Here is a 14,354-nt window from a genome sequence, read left to right as displayed (position 1 = left end):
GAGGCCTGCTCACGCCCGGCACCATCGGGAACAACCCTGATCTCTTGCCGTTGCAGGGCAATTCGGCTCAGGGTCGGGTCAGGGGTTCGCCTCATGGTCCGCGCGCCCGCACTGTGTGACGATTGCTGCACGATGACGAGCACTGCCCCCCACCACGAGGTACGACGGGCCACCCGCGACTCGACCGACAACTACCTCGGTGGAGTCGCCGCCGGGTTGGCGCGTCACCTCGGCCTGCCCGTGGTCTGGGTGCGCGTGGCGTTCATCCTCACTGCGGCGCTCGGCGGCATGGGCATCGCGATGTACGCCGGCCTCTGGATGGTGCTGCCCACCGACGAGCGGTTCAGCGACGAGGCGCCGGGCCTGGCCTCGGCCAGTCGCTCGGGCAAGCGTCCGGGCCGGGTTCGCCGGATGGCCGACATGGGACCCACGATCGCCCTGGGCGCACTGGCCTTCGGCATCGTGATCATGGTCGAGTCGGTCTTCGGGAGGGGAGCCCTCTTCTGGCCGGTCGTGCTCGGCATCGTCGGCGTCGCGCTGATCTGGCGCCAGGCCGACGAGGCACAACGCGAGCGCTGGCTCGACTCCTCCGAACGGCTCGACCCGGTCAAGGCCATGTTCGGCAGTCGCACCTGGGCGTCGTACGCCCGCATCTTCGCCGGCGGTGCCCTGATCCTCTCCGGGCTCGGTGTCTTCGCCCTGACCGGTGGCCGTCTCGACGTGGCCCGCGAGATCGTCGTCGCAGGCTTCCTCGGTGTGGTCGGTCTGGCGCTCGTGGTGGGGCCGTGGGTCTTCCGGCTCTCCTCCGACCTCGGCCAGGAACGCGCCGAGCGGGTGCGCAGCCAGGAACGCGCCGACGTGGCAGCGCACCTGCACGACTCGGTGCTGCAGACCCTCGCCCTGATCCAGAACAACGCCCACGACCCGGCCACCGTGGCTCGTCTCGCCCGCGCCCAGGAACGCGACCTGCGGACCTGGCTGTTCGCCGAGCAGAAGGACGAAGGCGCCTCCATCGCCGCCGCGCTGCGGGCCCTGACCGCCGAGGTCGAGGACACCTACGGCGCCACCGTCGAGACCGTCGTGGTCGGCGACGTGCCGGTCAACGAACACGTCGCGCCGATCGTCCACGCCACCCGCGAGGCGATGACCAACGCGGCCAAGCACGCCGGCACCGGCAAGATCGACGTGTACGCCGAGGTGTCGCCCTCGCGCGTCGAGATCTACGTCAAGGACCGCGGTGTCGGCTTCGACCCGTCGTCCGTGGCCGAGGACAGGCAGGGTGTCCGTGGCAGCATCGTGGCGCGCATGGAACGCCACGGTGGCAGCGCCGAGATCCGTAGTACGCCGGGTGCCGGCACCGAAGTGGTGCTGGGCATGCCCCTGCAGGAGGAGAAGTCGTGACCCGAGTCGTGATCGTCGATGACCACGCCATGTTCCGCGCCGGAGTGCGCGCCGAGCTGACCGGCGCCGCAGCCCCCGGAGCGCTCGAGATCGTCGCGGACGCCGAGGACGTGCCGACCGCGGTCGCCGCGATCCGTGAGCACCGGCCCGACGTCGTGCTCCTCGACGTGCACCTGCCCGGAGGCGGCGGCGTCGAGGTGATGCGCCAGCTGGGCACCACCGAGACCCGCTTCCTGGCGCTCAGCGTCAGCGACGCCGCCGAGGACGTCATCGGCACCATCCGGGGCGGCGCCCGCGGCTACGTCACCAAGACCATCACCGGTCCCGAGCTGGTCGCCGCGATCAAGCGCGTGGCCGAGGGTGATGCCGTGTTCTCCCCACGGCTGGCGGGTTTCGTGCTCGACGCCTTCGCCGGCTCCATCGAGGTCGCCGCCGTCGACGAGGACCTCGACCGGCTCACCGAACGCGAGCGCGAGGTGATGCGCCTGATCGCCCGGGGCTACGCCTACAAGGAGGTCGCCAAGGAGCTGTTCATCTCCGTGAAGACCGTCGAGACCCACATGTCCTCGGTGCTGCGCAAGCTCCAGCTCTCCTCGCGCCACGAGCTGACCCGATGGGCGAACGACCGCAGGCTCCTCTAGGTCGGGCGCCGACTCGGCGTACGACGACACGCCTGTCCAGTGGCGCATCATTGACATTCGCGCGGTGTCACGGTCCGATGAAGGACGCGCAATTGCTGACGTCCATCGATTCCAGCACCGGGAGAGTGACCATGCACGTCGTCATCGCCACAGATGGTTCGCGTCAGTCCCTGACTGCGGCCAAGCAGTTCAAGTCGTTCGCCGATCCCGCCAAGGTCACCGAGGTCTCGGTCGTGGCGGTGATCCGCCCCCTGGCCGCGGTGGCGTTCGCCAACGACCTGTCCACGTCGAAGCGAGCCAAGGACCCGGGCGAGGACACCTCGTCGCGCCAGGCTGCCATCGACGCGGTCGACACGATCGCGGCCGTCTTCGACGGATGGGGCGCCAAGGTGCACAAGCGGGTCCGCAGCGGTTCGCCGGCCAACGAGATCATCAAGGCCGCCACGACGTACGGCGCCGGCCTGGTCGTCATCGCAGCCGGAGGGCGCGGGCTCAGCGACACCGTGCTGATGGGCAGTACGGCGCAACGGGTGCAGCACTACGCCCCGTGCCCTGTGCTGGTGGTGCGTCCGGCCAAGAAGCCGCGTGGCAGCAGGCGCGAGGCGGCGAAGAACGCGGCCCGCAAGGCGGTGCACGCGAAGCCCGCCACGCCGGCGAAGAAGACGCCTGCCAAGAAGACGCCTGCCAAGGCAGCGCCAGCCAAGACGACACCCGCCAAGACGGCGCCGGCGAAGAGCGCCGCGAAGGCGCCGGCCAAGAAGACCGCCGCGAAGAAGACCGCTCCGAAGAAGTAGCACCCGACCGCGCCGGCTCCAGGGCCACGTAGGATCCCGGCCATGGAAACCCTGCGGCTGGTGCTTCTCTTCATCCACATCCTCGGTTTCGCCGCGCTGATCGGTGGCCTGCTCTCCCAGATGGGCGCCGTCGACAAGGTGGTCAACGGGCCGATGCGCGACGGCGCCGGTACGGCGTTCCTCGCCGGCCTGGCCCTGGTCGGCGTACTCGAGGCAGGCGACGGCGACGTCAACCACGCCAAGATCGGCGTGAAGCTGGTGATCGGCCTGGTCATCCTCGGGCTGGTGATGGCCAACCTTCGCAAGCCGAGGATTCCCGACGGCCTGTTCTACGGACTGCTCGCGCTGTCGGTGGTCAACGTGGCCGTCGCGGTGTTCTGGTCCTCGGCCCACGTCTGAGGATCGCGCCCGGCGCCCGCGCCTGACGGTCCGGCACGCGGCGCGGCAACTCTGGCTGCGACAATGAAGCCATGGCCAGCTCCGAGCACCAGTCCTCGCCCGAACGAGTCGTCATCATCGGCGGCGGACCCGGCGGCTACGAGTCGGCCCTGGTGGCCGCGCAGCTCGGCGCCGACGTGACCGTGGTCGACTCCGACGGCATCGGCGGCAGCGCCGTACTCACCGACTGCGTGCCCAGCAAGACCCTGATCGCCACCGCCGAGGTGATGACCGAGGTGGCCGACGCCGCGGAGCTGGGGGTCACGTTCCTCGACTCCGAGGGCGACGTGGCCAGCAAGGTGAAGGTCGACCTGGCCAAGGTCAACGCCCGGGTGCTGCGCCTCGCCGCCGACCAGTCCGCCGACATCGCCAGGCGCCTCGAGCGCGAGGGCGTCAAGGTGGTCAGTGGCCGCGGGCGCCTCGTCGCGTCACACGCGGGCAGCCACACGGTTGCGGTGACCGCCGCCGACGGCAGCGAGCAGACCGTCGAGGCCGACGCCGTGCTCGTGGCCACCGGTGCCGCACCGCGCACCCTGCCCTCGGCTCAGCCTGACGGCGAGCACATCCTCACCTGGGAGCAGGTCTACGACCTCACCGAGGAGCCGGAGAAGCTGATCGTGGTCGGCTCGGGTGTCACCGGCGCCGAGTTCGCCTCGGCGTACCTCGCCCTGGGCATCGACGTCACCCTCGTCTCCTCGCGCGACCGGGTGCTGCCCGGCGAGGACGCCGACGCCTCCGCCGTCCTCGAGGACGTCTCCAAGCGGCGCGGCATGAACGTGCTCTCGAAGTCGCGCATGGAGTCGGTGACCCGTGACGGCGACACCGTCACCGTCACGTTGACGGACGGTCGTAGCGTCACGGGCTCGCACTGCATCCTCGCCCTCGGGTCGATCCCGAACACCGCGGACCTCGGACTCGAGGAGGCCGGCGTTCGGGTCGACGACGGCGGGTTCATCAAGGTCGACAAGGTCTCGCGCACGTCGGCGCGCGGGGTGTACGCCGCGGGCGACTGCACCGGCGTCCTGATGCTGGCCTCGGTCGCCGCCATGCAAGGTCGCATCGCGATGTGGCACTTCCTCGGCGACGCGGTCGCGCCGCTCGACCTGCGCAAGGTCTCCTCCAACGTCTTCACCGCGCCCGAGATCGCCACCGTCGGCTGCTCGCAGAAGGCGGTCGACGATGGCGAGATCATCGCCGAGGTCGTGATGCTCAAGCTCTCGGGCAACCCGCGGGCGAAGATGCAGGGTGTGCGTGACGGCTTCGTGAAGCTGTTCTGCCGTCCCGGAACAGGCACTGTCGTCGGTGGCGTCGTGGTCGGTCCGCGCGCGTCCGAGCTGATCCACCCGGTCTCGATCGCGGTGGCCGAGGCGCTCACCGCCGACCAGGTGGCCCAGGTGTTCACGGTCTACCCGTCGATGTCGGGCTCCATCGCGGAAGCCGCGCGCCGCCTGCACAACGTCTGAGCGTGGTGCCGGGCGGGCGTCAGTCGTCGGCCAGGGTGTGCCGCAGGTAGCGCATCGGGGCGTCGAGGTAGGCCTTCCAGTGATGGACCAGCTCCAGCTCGTCCCACGTCGTCTCGCGCAGCCCCCAGTCGCCGACCTCGATGATGCGCGCCCCCGGCATCGCCGCAAGGACGGGGGAGTGCGTCGCGCACAGCACCTGGCCGCCCGCGGCCGCGATGTCGTGCAGCGCCCGGATCAACGTCAGCGTCGACCCGAAGGACAATGCCGCCTCCGGCTCGTCGAGACAGTAGAAGCTGGGTGAGGAGAACTTGCGCCTGAGCACCTCGAGGAACGACTCTCCGTGGCTCATCGCGTGGTAGTCGGCGTCATTGGGTCCGCCGTGCTCGTCCATGTAGGTGTACCACCCGTGCATGGTCTCGGCGCGCAGGAAGAATCCCCAGCGTCCACTGCCGATGCCGCGCTGGATCCGGAGACTGGCATGCAGCGGTGACTCGGTGGTGCGGGTCTCGTGCCGGCCATGGGCGCTGCCGCCCTCGGGTGAGAGCCCGTAGGCAACAGCGACCGCCTCGACCAGTGTGGACTTGCCGGAGCCGTTCTCGCCGACGAGGAAGGTCACGCCCGGCGGGAGGTCGAGCCCTCGGGCCAGCAGCTGTGCCACGGCCGGAATCGTGGCGGGCCACTCGGTCGGTGGCAGGTCATCGTCGGGGTCGCGGCTGATCCGCACCACGGGCGGCTGGTCGAACTTCACGGTGCCACCTTGGCAGGTGGGTCAGAAGCCGCCGAAGTCTCCACCGCCGAAGTCGAAGCCGCCGCCGTCGCCGCCCCAGCCACCGTCGAAGCCACCGCCACCGTCGCCTCCGCCGTCGCCTCCGCCGTCTCCACCACCGGAGTCGCCGCCCCAGCCGCCGTCGAAGCCGCCGCCGTCGCCTCCGCCGTCACCGCCGCCGTCACCGCCGCCGTCGCCACCGCCGGCGGACCAGTCCTCGCCTCCGCCGCCGTCGGCGCCGGAGAAGTCACCGTCACCGCTGGTGACGTCGGGGCTCCACACACCGGCCATCATCGACCCGATCAGGAAGCCGGGGAACAGTCCGTTCATCGCGTAGGAGCCGTAGTAGCCGTTGGCGTACTGGCTGTAGGCCGGGCCGCCTTGGTACCACGGCACCATGCGGGACCCGTCGCGCACGCGGCGTACGTCGGGCTCGGCGCCGGCCTCGACACGCTCGGCGTCGGCGAGACAGACCGGCACCTCGCGCGGGATGCCGCCCGGCGGCGCCCAGGACACGTCGGCCTGCGCGGGTCCGTGCCTCGGGTTGAAGAAGCACGGGGGTCGGCGCTGGGGGAGCGGCTGGTTGTCCTGGCGAGCCAGCACGCAGGCCTGCGCATAGCGGCCGTCCTCGAGGGTGCGGGTGACAGCGGTGATGTCTTCGGGAGTGCGCACGTCGTCGAGCAAGGACTTGGCGTCCTCGTAGCAGTCGAGCGCGCGCTGGTAGTCCTGCCGCATGGGGACATCGAGCTCGGTGGCGAGGGTGTCGATGTGGAGCTCCTGGAGCTCTTCCCCGAAGCGGGTGACGTCCTCCTCGGCAACCCGCTTGACCTTGGTCACCGCGTCTTCCTTGGTGCGCACGAGTTCCTTGCGGTTGCGTTGCTGGGTCGCCACGAGTGCGGCCACCGCCAGGACCGCCAGGAGGAGCATGATCCACACCATGCACCCACGCTAGCAACGCCGCCGAAACTACGGGTCTGTAATTCACAGGGTTCCGTGGACAGGCCGCAATCGTCCGTGTTGGGATCAATGGTCACTCTCGTTTCCACCTGTCCCAATGATCCCGGAGCACCCCATGCGGCGCACGTTCCCCGCCCTGGTCGCCGGCGCACTGGCCATCGGAGCGCTCGTCCTCACCACGGCGATCGCGCCGAGCAGCGCGCGCACGGTCACCGTCGACCAGCGCTACCCCATGCCCAGCACCGGCAAGATCGCGATCGTGGGGCACGGCTACGGACATGGCCACGGCATGTCGCAGTACGGCGCCGAGGGTGCCGCTCGACAGGGCCTCACCTGGCAGCAGATCACCTCCTTCTACTACCCGGGCACGAAGGTCGCCAACGGCAGCGGGCTGGTCACGGTGCTGGTCAGCGCCGACACCAGCCCGGACGTCGTGGTCGACGCTCGAGCCGGCCTGCGCGTGGGCAGCCACGCGCAGCACAAGGGCTGGACACTGCCGGCCAAGGGCACCGGCCAGTGGCGGCTGCGCGGAACGACGCGCACCCGCACCCGCGTGGAGTTCCGGAGCGGCGACACCTGGACGGTGTGGCGGATCTTCGCGGGCACCGGCAGCTTCTACGCCTCCGGCCTGCCGATCCGGCTCCGCTACGGGTCGACGTCGGTGCTCTATCGCGGTCGTCTCATCGCGGCGTTCCCGCGCGCCGGGTCGACGGACGTCGACACGGTCAACGCGCTCGACATCGACGCGTACATCAAGGGCGTGATCCCCGCGGAGATGCCGGCCACCTGGACCCCTGCCGCCGTACAGGCCCAGGCGGTCGCGGCCCGCACCTACGCGTCGTACGAGAAGCAGCACCCGCGCGCGAAGCACTACCAGATCTGCGACACCACCTCGTGCCAGGTGTACGGCGGCTACTCGCGCGAGCACCCCGCCTCGAACGCCGCGGTCGACGCGACCCGGGGACGGATCCTGACCTACGCCGGGGCTCCGGCGTTCACCCAGTTCGGCTCGAGCAGCGGCGGCTGGACCTCGGCGAACCAGTTCCCCTACCTGCCCGCCAAGGCCGACCCGTACGACGACTGGTCCGGAAACGCCAACCATGATTGGCGAATCGAGCTCGACGTGTCGCGCATCGAGAAGGCCTGGCCGACGATCGGCAACCTGCGCCAGATCCGGGTGACCAGTCGCGACGGGCACGGCCAGTGGCAGGGTCGCATCGAGCGGATGACCCTGGTCGGCGGCACCCGCAGCGTGACGATCGGCGGTGACGAGTTCCGCTCGAGGCTCGGCCTGAAGTCGACCTGGGTCAGCTTCGCCGCCGCAGCCGCTCCGCGGAAGACGGCCACCTCGAGGTCGGCTCTTCCCCAAGACGCGGCGGACACCTCTGTTCTCGACTGATCGAAGGCGACGGAAAGTCCATTGCGGTGGACCGGACCGTTGGGCAGGATCGGCTCATGGTCACGGTCGAGGACGTGCGTCAGCTGGCGCTGACCCTGCCGCGCACCACGGAGCACTTCATCCACGGGCGGGTGAAGTTCCGGGTCAAGCAGATCGTCTACGTCTCGTTCTCCCGGGACGGAAGCCTGATGGGCTTCGGGTTCCCGAAGGATGAGCGGACCGCCCTGGTCGAGAGCGAGCCCGACAAGTTCCAGCTGCCGCGCGAGTCGGACCTGCGCTTCCACTGGGTGGTGGCCCGCATGGATGCGCTCGACCTCGAGGAGATGACCGAGCTGGTCACCGACGCTTGGGCCATGGTGGTGCCCAAGTTCCTGGTTCGAGAACACTTCGCCGAGTTGCCCGACCACGATTGATCGAGCAGGACCAACTGGACGATCCGCCCAGCAGCTAGTCCGAGGCAACGGCAACCAGCACCTGGTCGCAGAAGGCCCGGAAGTCGGTGTCCAGGCCGTCAAGGAGTTCCTCCAGGGCGCGGGCGCTGGATGCATTGCTTCGGAGCGAGCAGTGCAGCAGCCGATCGCCAACTTCGTAGCCGTAGCCCAGGCCGCCGTAGAACGGGGCTGTGGTCTCCCACCGGAGCGTGGTGTCCCACGGCGCATGGTCGGCCAGAGGCTGGTGCGAAGCTCCTGCAGTTCCGGCCGGGATGTCGAGTTCGGCGAAACGGTCATCCGTCAGCGGTCCGAGTCCGGACGCCACGCCGATGAAAACCGCGGGCTGACCGATTCCGTCATCACCGGGGTCCAGGTCGGGGGTCCAGGTGCAGCCGACCGAGGGTGTCCCGTCCGGCCCGGTGGCCTTCCGCATCTCTGTTCCCGTGACCACGTCGGCCACGTCGGCCGTGAGCGCATTGCAGTCGATGGTCTTGGGTAGAGGGTCACGGGGCTGCTCCAGAGCTGGCGTCCGGACCTCTTGCCCGTCACTTTCGTCGTGGCTGCAACCCGACGCCGCCAACAGAATCACCAGGCAGATCAAGATGCGAAGCGGCATTGAGTCTCCCGAATGATCGCGTGGTCAAGACAGTTCGTCTCGATGGTCTCGCCGCCCTCCTGTGACCAGGAGCAGGCACAGACCCGCCAGGACCATGCCGAGCCCCAGCACCAACCATCCGGCCGGAACCCCGCCGGTGTCAGGCAGTTCGCCGCCGGACGGGACGTCGGGCGGCGTCTCCGAGGGCGGTTCGGTGGGGTTGCTCGTGGGGGACTCCGATGGCGAGGGCGAGGCGGTGGGTGTCGCGGTGTCGTCGTCGGCCACGAGCCGGAAGTCCTGGTCGCCCCTGATCTCTCCGGCGGCCGTGATCTCCACGGAGCGGGTCGACGGGCCGTCCACGCGGGTGCCGTCCGGAGCGGTGACCGCGATGGTCCAGGTGCCGGGCGGCAGGTCGTCGAGGAAGTAGCGTCCCTCCCCGTCGGTGGTGAGGACCCGGGTGCCGCCCGGTCCCTCGACGGTGACCACGACACCCGGGACCGGTGTGCCGGCACGCGTGACCTGGCCGCCCAGTGCTCCACTCCGCTCGAGGGCAAAGTCCTGGTTCGTGAGGTCGGTGCCGTTCACGGTCACCGGGCGGCCGGTGGCCCCGGCGTAGCCGTCCGGCGCGACGATCGCCAGCGTGTAGTCCCCGTCGGGCACCCCGGTGAGGTCGTAGCTGCCGTCGGCGCGGGTCGAGGTGGTCAAGGGCGCGCCGCCCCCGGTCGGGGTCAGGGTGACCTGTACGCCGCCCAAGGTTCCGCCACCGCCGGTGACCGTGCCGGACACCGCAGGCAGGGCCAGCACCACGAAGTCCTGGTCGACCACCGGTGACGTGTCGATCTCGATGCCCGTCCGCTCGGTGCCCTCTGGGCCGGGGCGGTATCCGGCGGGAACGGTCACGGCCACCGCGTAGCCGATGCCGATCTCGAGGTCGTCGAAGAGATACGTGCCGTCCGGGGAGGTGGTGGTCGTGATTGGCGTGCCACCTCCGGGCGGGGTGAGCGTGACGGCCACTCCCGCCACCGGACTGCCCGCACCGTCGCGCACCGTGCCGCTGAGCGGCTGCGGGATGATCGCCCGCACGTCGAAGTCGGCGCGGGAGGCAGGGTCGCCGTCGTTGCCACGGTTCGACACCGTCTGCTGCGACGACCCGATCACGGCGCACGTTGCGGGGGCCGAGAGCCGCACGAGGTAACCATCCTGGGTGGCGAACTCCCCGAAGTCGTAGGAGCCGTCCGCCGCCGGCGACGTGCTGGCGAGCTGTTCGCCGTACGGCGACCACAGGGTCAGCACGACCTCCGTGATCGGACAGCTCCCGCTGACCGACTGGTCGGTGACGGTGCCGCCGATGGGCCGGGCCCGGCTGACGAACCAGGTCTGGTAGACGGGGAACCCGGCACGTCGCGTGTAGGTGAAGGTCAGGCTGGTCAGGCGGATGTCGGGCTCGAACCAGCCGCTGGCGCCGGAGGTGTCGACCGCGCCGGCGTTGCCGGTGAGGGTGCCGGTCGCGGCGTCCCACGTGGGGAGGTCGGTCTCGCCGGCGTAGTTGAACGTGCCCTGGAACCACGAGTCGGTCTCGGCGGCGCTCACCTCGTTGCCGTCCTCGTCCGTGGCACGCACCCGCACGAGGTCGGCGTCGATGTCGCCCAGCACGAACGCCCATCCGGTGTCGGGAGTGGGGTGCTCGAACGTGTAGGTCGTCGTGGACGGCGTGGTGGCGGTGTCGGCGCGCGGGCGCAGCACGACGTAGGCCTGGTTGCGGCTGGAGCCGTACTTGGCGCCCGGAGGCGTGGCCGTGCCCAGGAAGGTCGAGGCACCGGACGGCAGCTGCACGTTGCTGCGGGAGTCGGAGCGCATGCCCGCGGCCGGGAAGCCCGGCGCCTGCTGTCGCACCGTCGTGGAGTAGTCGTTCGACGTGCCGGTGATCGGGTCCCAGGCGGCCCAGCGATCGGTCATCGCCCAGGAGGCAGGGGCCAGCAGCGCCATCAGGAGCAGGAAGACCACGAGGAACGCAACGCGACGCCACACGCGAAGGAGTCTAGGCAGGTGGTCCGGTGGTGGGAAGGAGAATGCGCGGATCCCGGGGGGTCAGCCGAGCACCAGGATCAGGTCGCCGCCCTCGACGGAACGCGTGTCCGGTACGGCGACGCGCTCGACGGTGCCCGCCATCGGTGCGGTGATCGAGGCCTCCATCTTCATCGCCTCGATGGTGGCGACGGCCTCGCCGGCCTCGACCTTGTCGCCCTCGGCAACGGTCACCGTGACCACGCCCTGGAACGGCGCCGCGACCTGACCGGGCTTGCCGGGCTCGGCCTTCTCGGTGGCGGCGACCTCGGCCGCGACGCCGCGGTCGCGCACGCTGATCGGGCGGAGCTGGCCGTTGATCGTGCACATCACCGAGCGGTAGCCGCGCTCGTCGGGCTCGCCGATCGCCTGCAGCCCGAGCAGCATCTTCTTGCCCGGCTCGAGGTCGACCTCGTGCTCCTCGCCGGCGTTGAGGCCGTAGAGGTAGTCGATGGTAGGCAGGATCGAGGTGTCGCCGTACTGTGCGCGGGCCTCGGCGAACTCGCGGGCCGGGCCGGGGAACAGCAGCTCGTTGAGCGTGCGCCGGCGGTCGCTGTCGAGCCCGGCGACCTGCTCGGGGGTCAACGCCGGTGCGGGCCTGCGGGCCGTGCGGCCCTCGAGTGCCTTGGTGCGGAACGGCTCGGGCCAGCCACCGGGCGGGTCGCCCAGCTCACCGCCGAGGAAGCCGATCACCGAGTCGGGGATGTCGAACTTCGCGGGGTTCTCCGCGAACTCGGCCGGGTCGGCACCGACCGCGACCAGGTGCAGGGCGAGGTCGCCGACCACCTTCGACGACGGGGTCACCTTCACGATGTTGCCGAGGATGTCGTTGGCCGCGGCGTACATGTCCTCGATCTGCTCGAACTTCTCGCCGAGGCCGAGCGCGATCGCCTGCTGGCGCAGGTTGGAGAGCTGTCCGCCGGGGATCTCGTGGGTGTAGACCCGGCCGGTCGGCGAGGGCAGGCCCGACTCGAAGGGCGCGTAGACCCGACGGGTGGCCTCCCAGTAGGGCTCCAGGGCGCAGACCGCGTCGAGGGAGAGCCCGGTCTCGCGGGCCGAGTGGTCGGTGGCCGACACCAGTGCGGAGAGCGGCGGCTGCGACGTCGTCCCGGCCAGGGCTGCGGAGCAGGCATCGACCGCGTCGACACCGGCGTCGATGGCGGCAAGGAGCGTGCCGAGCTGTCCGCCGGGGGTGTCGTGGGTGTGCAGGTGCACCGGCAGGTCGAACTCGTCGCGGAGTGCGGTGACCAGGGTGCGGGCCGCCGGGGCGCGGAGCAGGCCGGCCATGTCCTTGATCGCCAGCACGTGGGCGCCCGCGTCGACGATGCGCCCGGCCAGCTTCAGGTAGTAGTCGAGCGTGTAGATCTTCTCCGCAGGGTCGGACAGGTCGCCGGTGTAGCACAGCGCCACCTCGGCGATGGTCGTACCGGTGTCGCGCACCGCCGCGATCGCGGGCGCCATCTGGGAGACGTCGTTGAGTGCGTCGAAGATGCGGAAGACGTCGATGCCGGTCGCCGCGGCCTCGTGCACGAACGCGTCGGTGACCTCCGTCGGGTACGGCGTGTAGCCGACCGTGTTGCGTCCGCGAAGCAGCATCTGGAGACAGATGTTGGGCACCGCCTCGCGCAGGGCGGCCAGGCGTTCCCACGGGTCCTCGGCGAGGAAGCGCAGCGCCACGTCGTACGTCGCCCCGCCCCACGCCTCGATCGAGAGCAGTTCGGGGGTCATCCGGGCAACGTGGCCGGCCACGCCGACCAGGTCACGAGTGCGCACCCGGGTGGCCAACAGCGACTGGTGGGCGTCGCGGAACGTGGTGTCGGTGACGCCGACGGTGGTCTGGGCGCGCAGGCTCCGCGCGAACTCCTCGGGCCCCAGGGCCAGCAGGCGCTGCCGCGAGCCGTCGGGCGCGGGCACGTCGAGGTCGAGCGTCGGCAGCTTGGTGGCCGGGTCGAGCCGGGTCGGGGCCGGGCCGTGGGGCTGGTTGACCGTCACGTCGGCGAGATAGTTCAACAGCTTGGTGCCGCGGTCGCCGCTGGCCCGGACCGAGAGGAGCTGCGGGTGCTCCTCGATGAAGGCGGTGGTCACCCGGCCGGCCACGAAGTCGGGGTCGTCGAGGACGGCCTGGAGGAACGCGATGTTGGTCTCGACGCCACGGATGCGGAACTCCGCGATCGCGCGACGCGCCTTCTCCACGGCCTTGCCGAAGTCGCGGCCGCGGCAGGTCAGCTTCGCGAGCATCGAGTCGAAGTGTGCGGAGACCTCGGCGCCGGTGTAGGTCGTACCGCCGTCGAGGCGCACGCCCGGCCCGCCGGGGGAGCGGTAGGTCGTGATCTTGCCGGTGTCGGGACGGAACCCGTTGGCGGGGTCCTCGGTGGTGATGCGGCACTGCAGCGCCGCCCCGCGCAACGTGATCGACTCCTGGGAGAGGCCGAGGTCGGCGAGCGTCGCACCCGCGGCGATGCGCATCTGGGACTGCACCAGGTCGACGTCGGTGACCTCTTCGGTGACCGTGTGCTCGACCTGGATGCGCGGGTTCATCTCGATGAAGACGTGGTTGCCCGACGCGTCGACGAGGAACTCGACGGTGCCGGCGTTGCGGTAGCCGATCTCGCGCGCGAAGCGCAGGGCGTCGTCGCACATGCGATCGCGCAGGGCCGGGTCGAGGTTGGGCGCCGGGGCGATCTCGATGACCTTCTGGTGCCGACGCTGCACCGAGCAGTCGCGCTCGAAGAGGTGGATCGCCTCGCCGGTGGCGTCGGCCAGCACCTGCACCTCGATGTGGCGCGGGTCGACCACGGCCTGCTCGATGAAGACCGTCGGGTCGCCGAACGCGGCCTCGCCCTCGCGCATGCAGGTGGCGACCGCGTCGCGCAGGTCGGCCGGGTCATCGACGCGACGCATGCCACGGCCACCGCCACCGGCGACCGCCTTGACGAACAAGGGATAGGGCAGCGCCTCGGCGGCGGTGACCAGCTCGTCGACGTCGGTCGACGGGGCGACGCCGGCCAGGGTCGGCACCCCGGCCGCCTTCGCGGCGGCGATCGCGCGGGCCTTGTTGCCGGCCAGGGTGAGTACGTCGGCCGTGGGCCCGATGAACGTGATGCCCGCGGCCGCACAGGCCTCGGCCAGTGCGGGGTTCTCGGAGAGGAAGCCGTAGCCCGGATAGATCGCGTCGGCGCCGGAGCGCAGGGCGACCTCGACGATCGCCTCGGGGTCGAGGTAGGCCCGCACCGGGTGGCCGCGCTCGCCGATCTCGTAGGCCTCGTCGGCCTTCAGCCGGTGCTCTGACCACCTGTCCTCGTGGGGGAACACCGCGACCGTGCGCGCACCGATCTCGTAGGCCGCGCGGAAGGCCCGGATCGCGATCTCGCCACGGTTGGCGACGAGAACCTTGGAGAACATGTG

Annotated in this window: 12 protein-coding genes; 7 read left to right on the top strand and 5 right to left on the bottom strand. The window is 70.5% G+C overall.

From position 1 onward, the window contains the following. The first annotated feature begins 132 nt into the window (after positions 1–132). The 5 genes from ASD30_RS12225 to ASD30_RS12205 all read left to right on the top strand — a co-directional run bounded on the left by ASD30_RS12225 (position 133) and on the right by ASD30_RS12205 (position 4,737). The gene (locus ASD30_RS12225; protein ID WP_082563802.1) at positions 133–1,401 is read left to right on the top strand and encodes an ATP-binding protein; all 1,269 of its coding nucleotides are present in this window, start codon (positions 133–135) and stop codon (positions 1,399–1,401) included. Further along, entirely contained in the window at positions 1,398–2,042 is a 645-nt protein-coding gene (locus ASD30_RS12220) for a LuxR C-terminal-related transcriptional regulator (RefSeq protein ID WP_082563801.1), read from the top strand. Before ASD30_RS12225 ends, ASD30_RS12220 begins: the two co-directional genes overlap by 4 nt. Before the next feature lie 131 nt (positions 2,043–2,173). Next, complete coding sequence (locus ASD30_RS12215; RefSeq protein WP_082563800.1) at positions 2,174–2,836, top strand: universal stress protein; 663 nt, start codon at positions 2,174–2,176, stop codon at positions 2,834–2,836. A gap of 42 nt (positions 2,837–2,878) precedes the next feature. After that, the gene (locus tag ASD30_RS12210) at positions 2,879–3,235 is read left to right on the top strand and encodes a hypothetical protein (RefSeq protein ID WP_056681593.1); all 357 of its coding nucleotides are present in this window, start codon (positions 2,879–2,881) and stop codon (positions 3,233–3,235) included. A 71-nt stretch (positions 3,236–3,306) separates the two neighbouring features. Then, positions 3,307–4,737 (top strand): NAD(P)H-quinone dehydrogenase, encoded by a 1,431-nt coding sequence (locus ASD30_RS12205; RefSeq protein WP_056681592.1) that lies wholly within the window; start codon positions 3,307–3,309, stop codon positions 4,735–4,737. A gap of 19 nt (positions 4,738–4,756) precedes the next feature. Here the strand turns inward: ASD30_RS12205 and ASD30_RS12200 are convergent, their stop codons facing one another. Together ASD30_RS12200 and ASD30_RS12195 are read right to left on the bottom strand one after the other, a co-directional pair. Further along, a complete protein-coding gene (locus ASD30_RS12200; RefSeq protein WP_056681591.1) occupies positions 4,757–5,485 on the bottom strand; it encodes an AAA family ATPase in 729 nt (242 codons plus the stop codon). Positions 5,486–5,506: 21 nt separating this feature from the next. Beyond that, positions 5,507–6,442: a hypothetical protein gene (locus ASD30_RS12195; protein WP_056681590.1), complete on the bottom strand. Its 936-nt coding sequence runs from the start codon at positions 6,440–6,442 to the stop codon at positions 5,507–5,509. A gap of 133 nt (positions 6,443–6,575) precedes the next feature. On the opposite strand from ASD30_RS12195, the gene ASD30_RS12190 reads away from it, so the two are divergent. Together ASD30_RS12190 and ASD30_RS12185 are read left to right on the top strand one after the other, a co-directional pair. Then, complete coding sequence (locus ASD30_RS12190; protein ID WP_162250961.1) at positions 6,576–7,859, top strand: SpoIID/LytB domain-containing protein; 1,284 nt, start codon at positions 6,576–6,578, stop codon at positions 7,857–7,859. Between the two features lie 56 nt (positions 7,860–7,915). Beyond that, positions 7,916–8,272 carry an MmcQ/YjbR family DNA-binding protein gene (locus tag ASD30_RS12185; protein ID WP_056681588.1) on the top strand — a complete coding sequence of 119 codons (357 nt, stop codon included), beginning with the start codon at positions 7,916–7,918 and terminating at the stop codon, positions 8,270–8,272. A gap of 34 nt (positions 8,273–8,306) precedes the next feature. Here the strand turns inward: ASD30_RS12185 and ASD30_RS12180 are convergent, their stop codons facing one another. Genes ASD30_RS12180 through ASD30_RS12170 form a run of 3 tightly spaced genes read right to left on the bottom strand, consistent with a single transcriptional unit; the run spans position 8,307 to position 14,351 of the window. After that, positions 8,307–8,906: a hypothetical protein gene (locus ASD30_RS12180; RefSeq protein WP_056681587.1), complete on the bottom strand. Its 600-nt coding sequence runs from the start codon at positions 8,904–8,906 to the stop codon at positions 8,307–8,309. Positions 8,907–8,930: 24 nt separating this feature from the next. Continuing rightward, positions 8,931–10,913: an MSCRAMM family protein gene (locus tag ASD30_RS12175; RefSeq protein ID WP_056681586.1), complete on the bottom strand. Its 1,983-nt coding sequence runs from the start codon at positions 10,911–10,913 to the stop codon at positions 8,931–8,933. Between the two features lie 60 nt (positions 10,914–10,973). After that, positions 10,974–14,351, bottom strand: coding sequence for a pyruvate carboxylase (locus ASD30_RS12170; protein WP_056684876.1), 3,378 nt, complete (start codon positions 14,349–14,351; stop codon positions 10,974–10,976). Between the last annotated feature and the right edge of the window lie 3 nt (positions 14,352–14,354).

The sequence above is a fragment of the Nocardioides sp. Root140 genome (assembly GCF_001426745.1).
GTDB lineage: Bacteria > Actinomycetota > Actinomycetes > Propionibacteriales > Nocardioidaceae > Nocardioides.
This window is presented reverse-complemented; position numbering and strand designations above follow the sequence as displayed.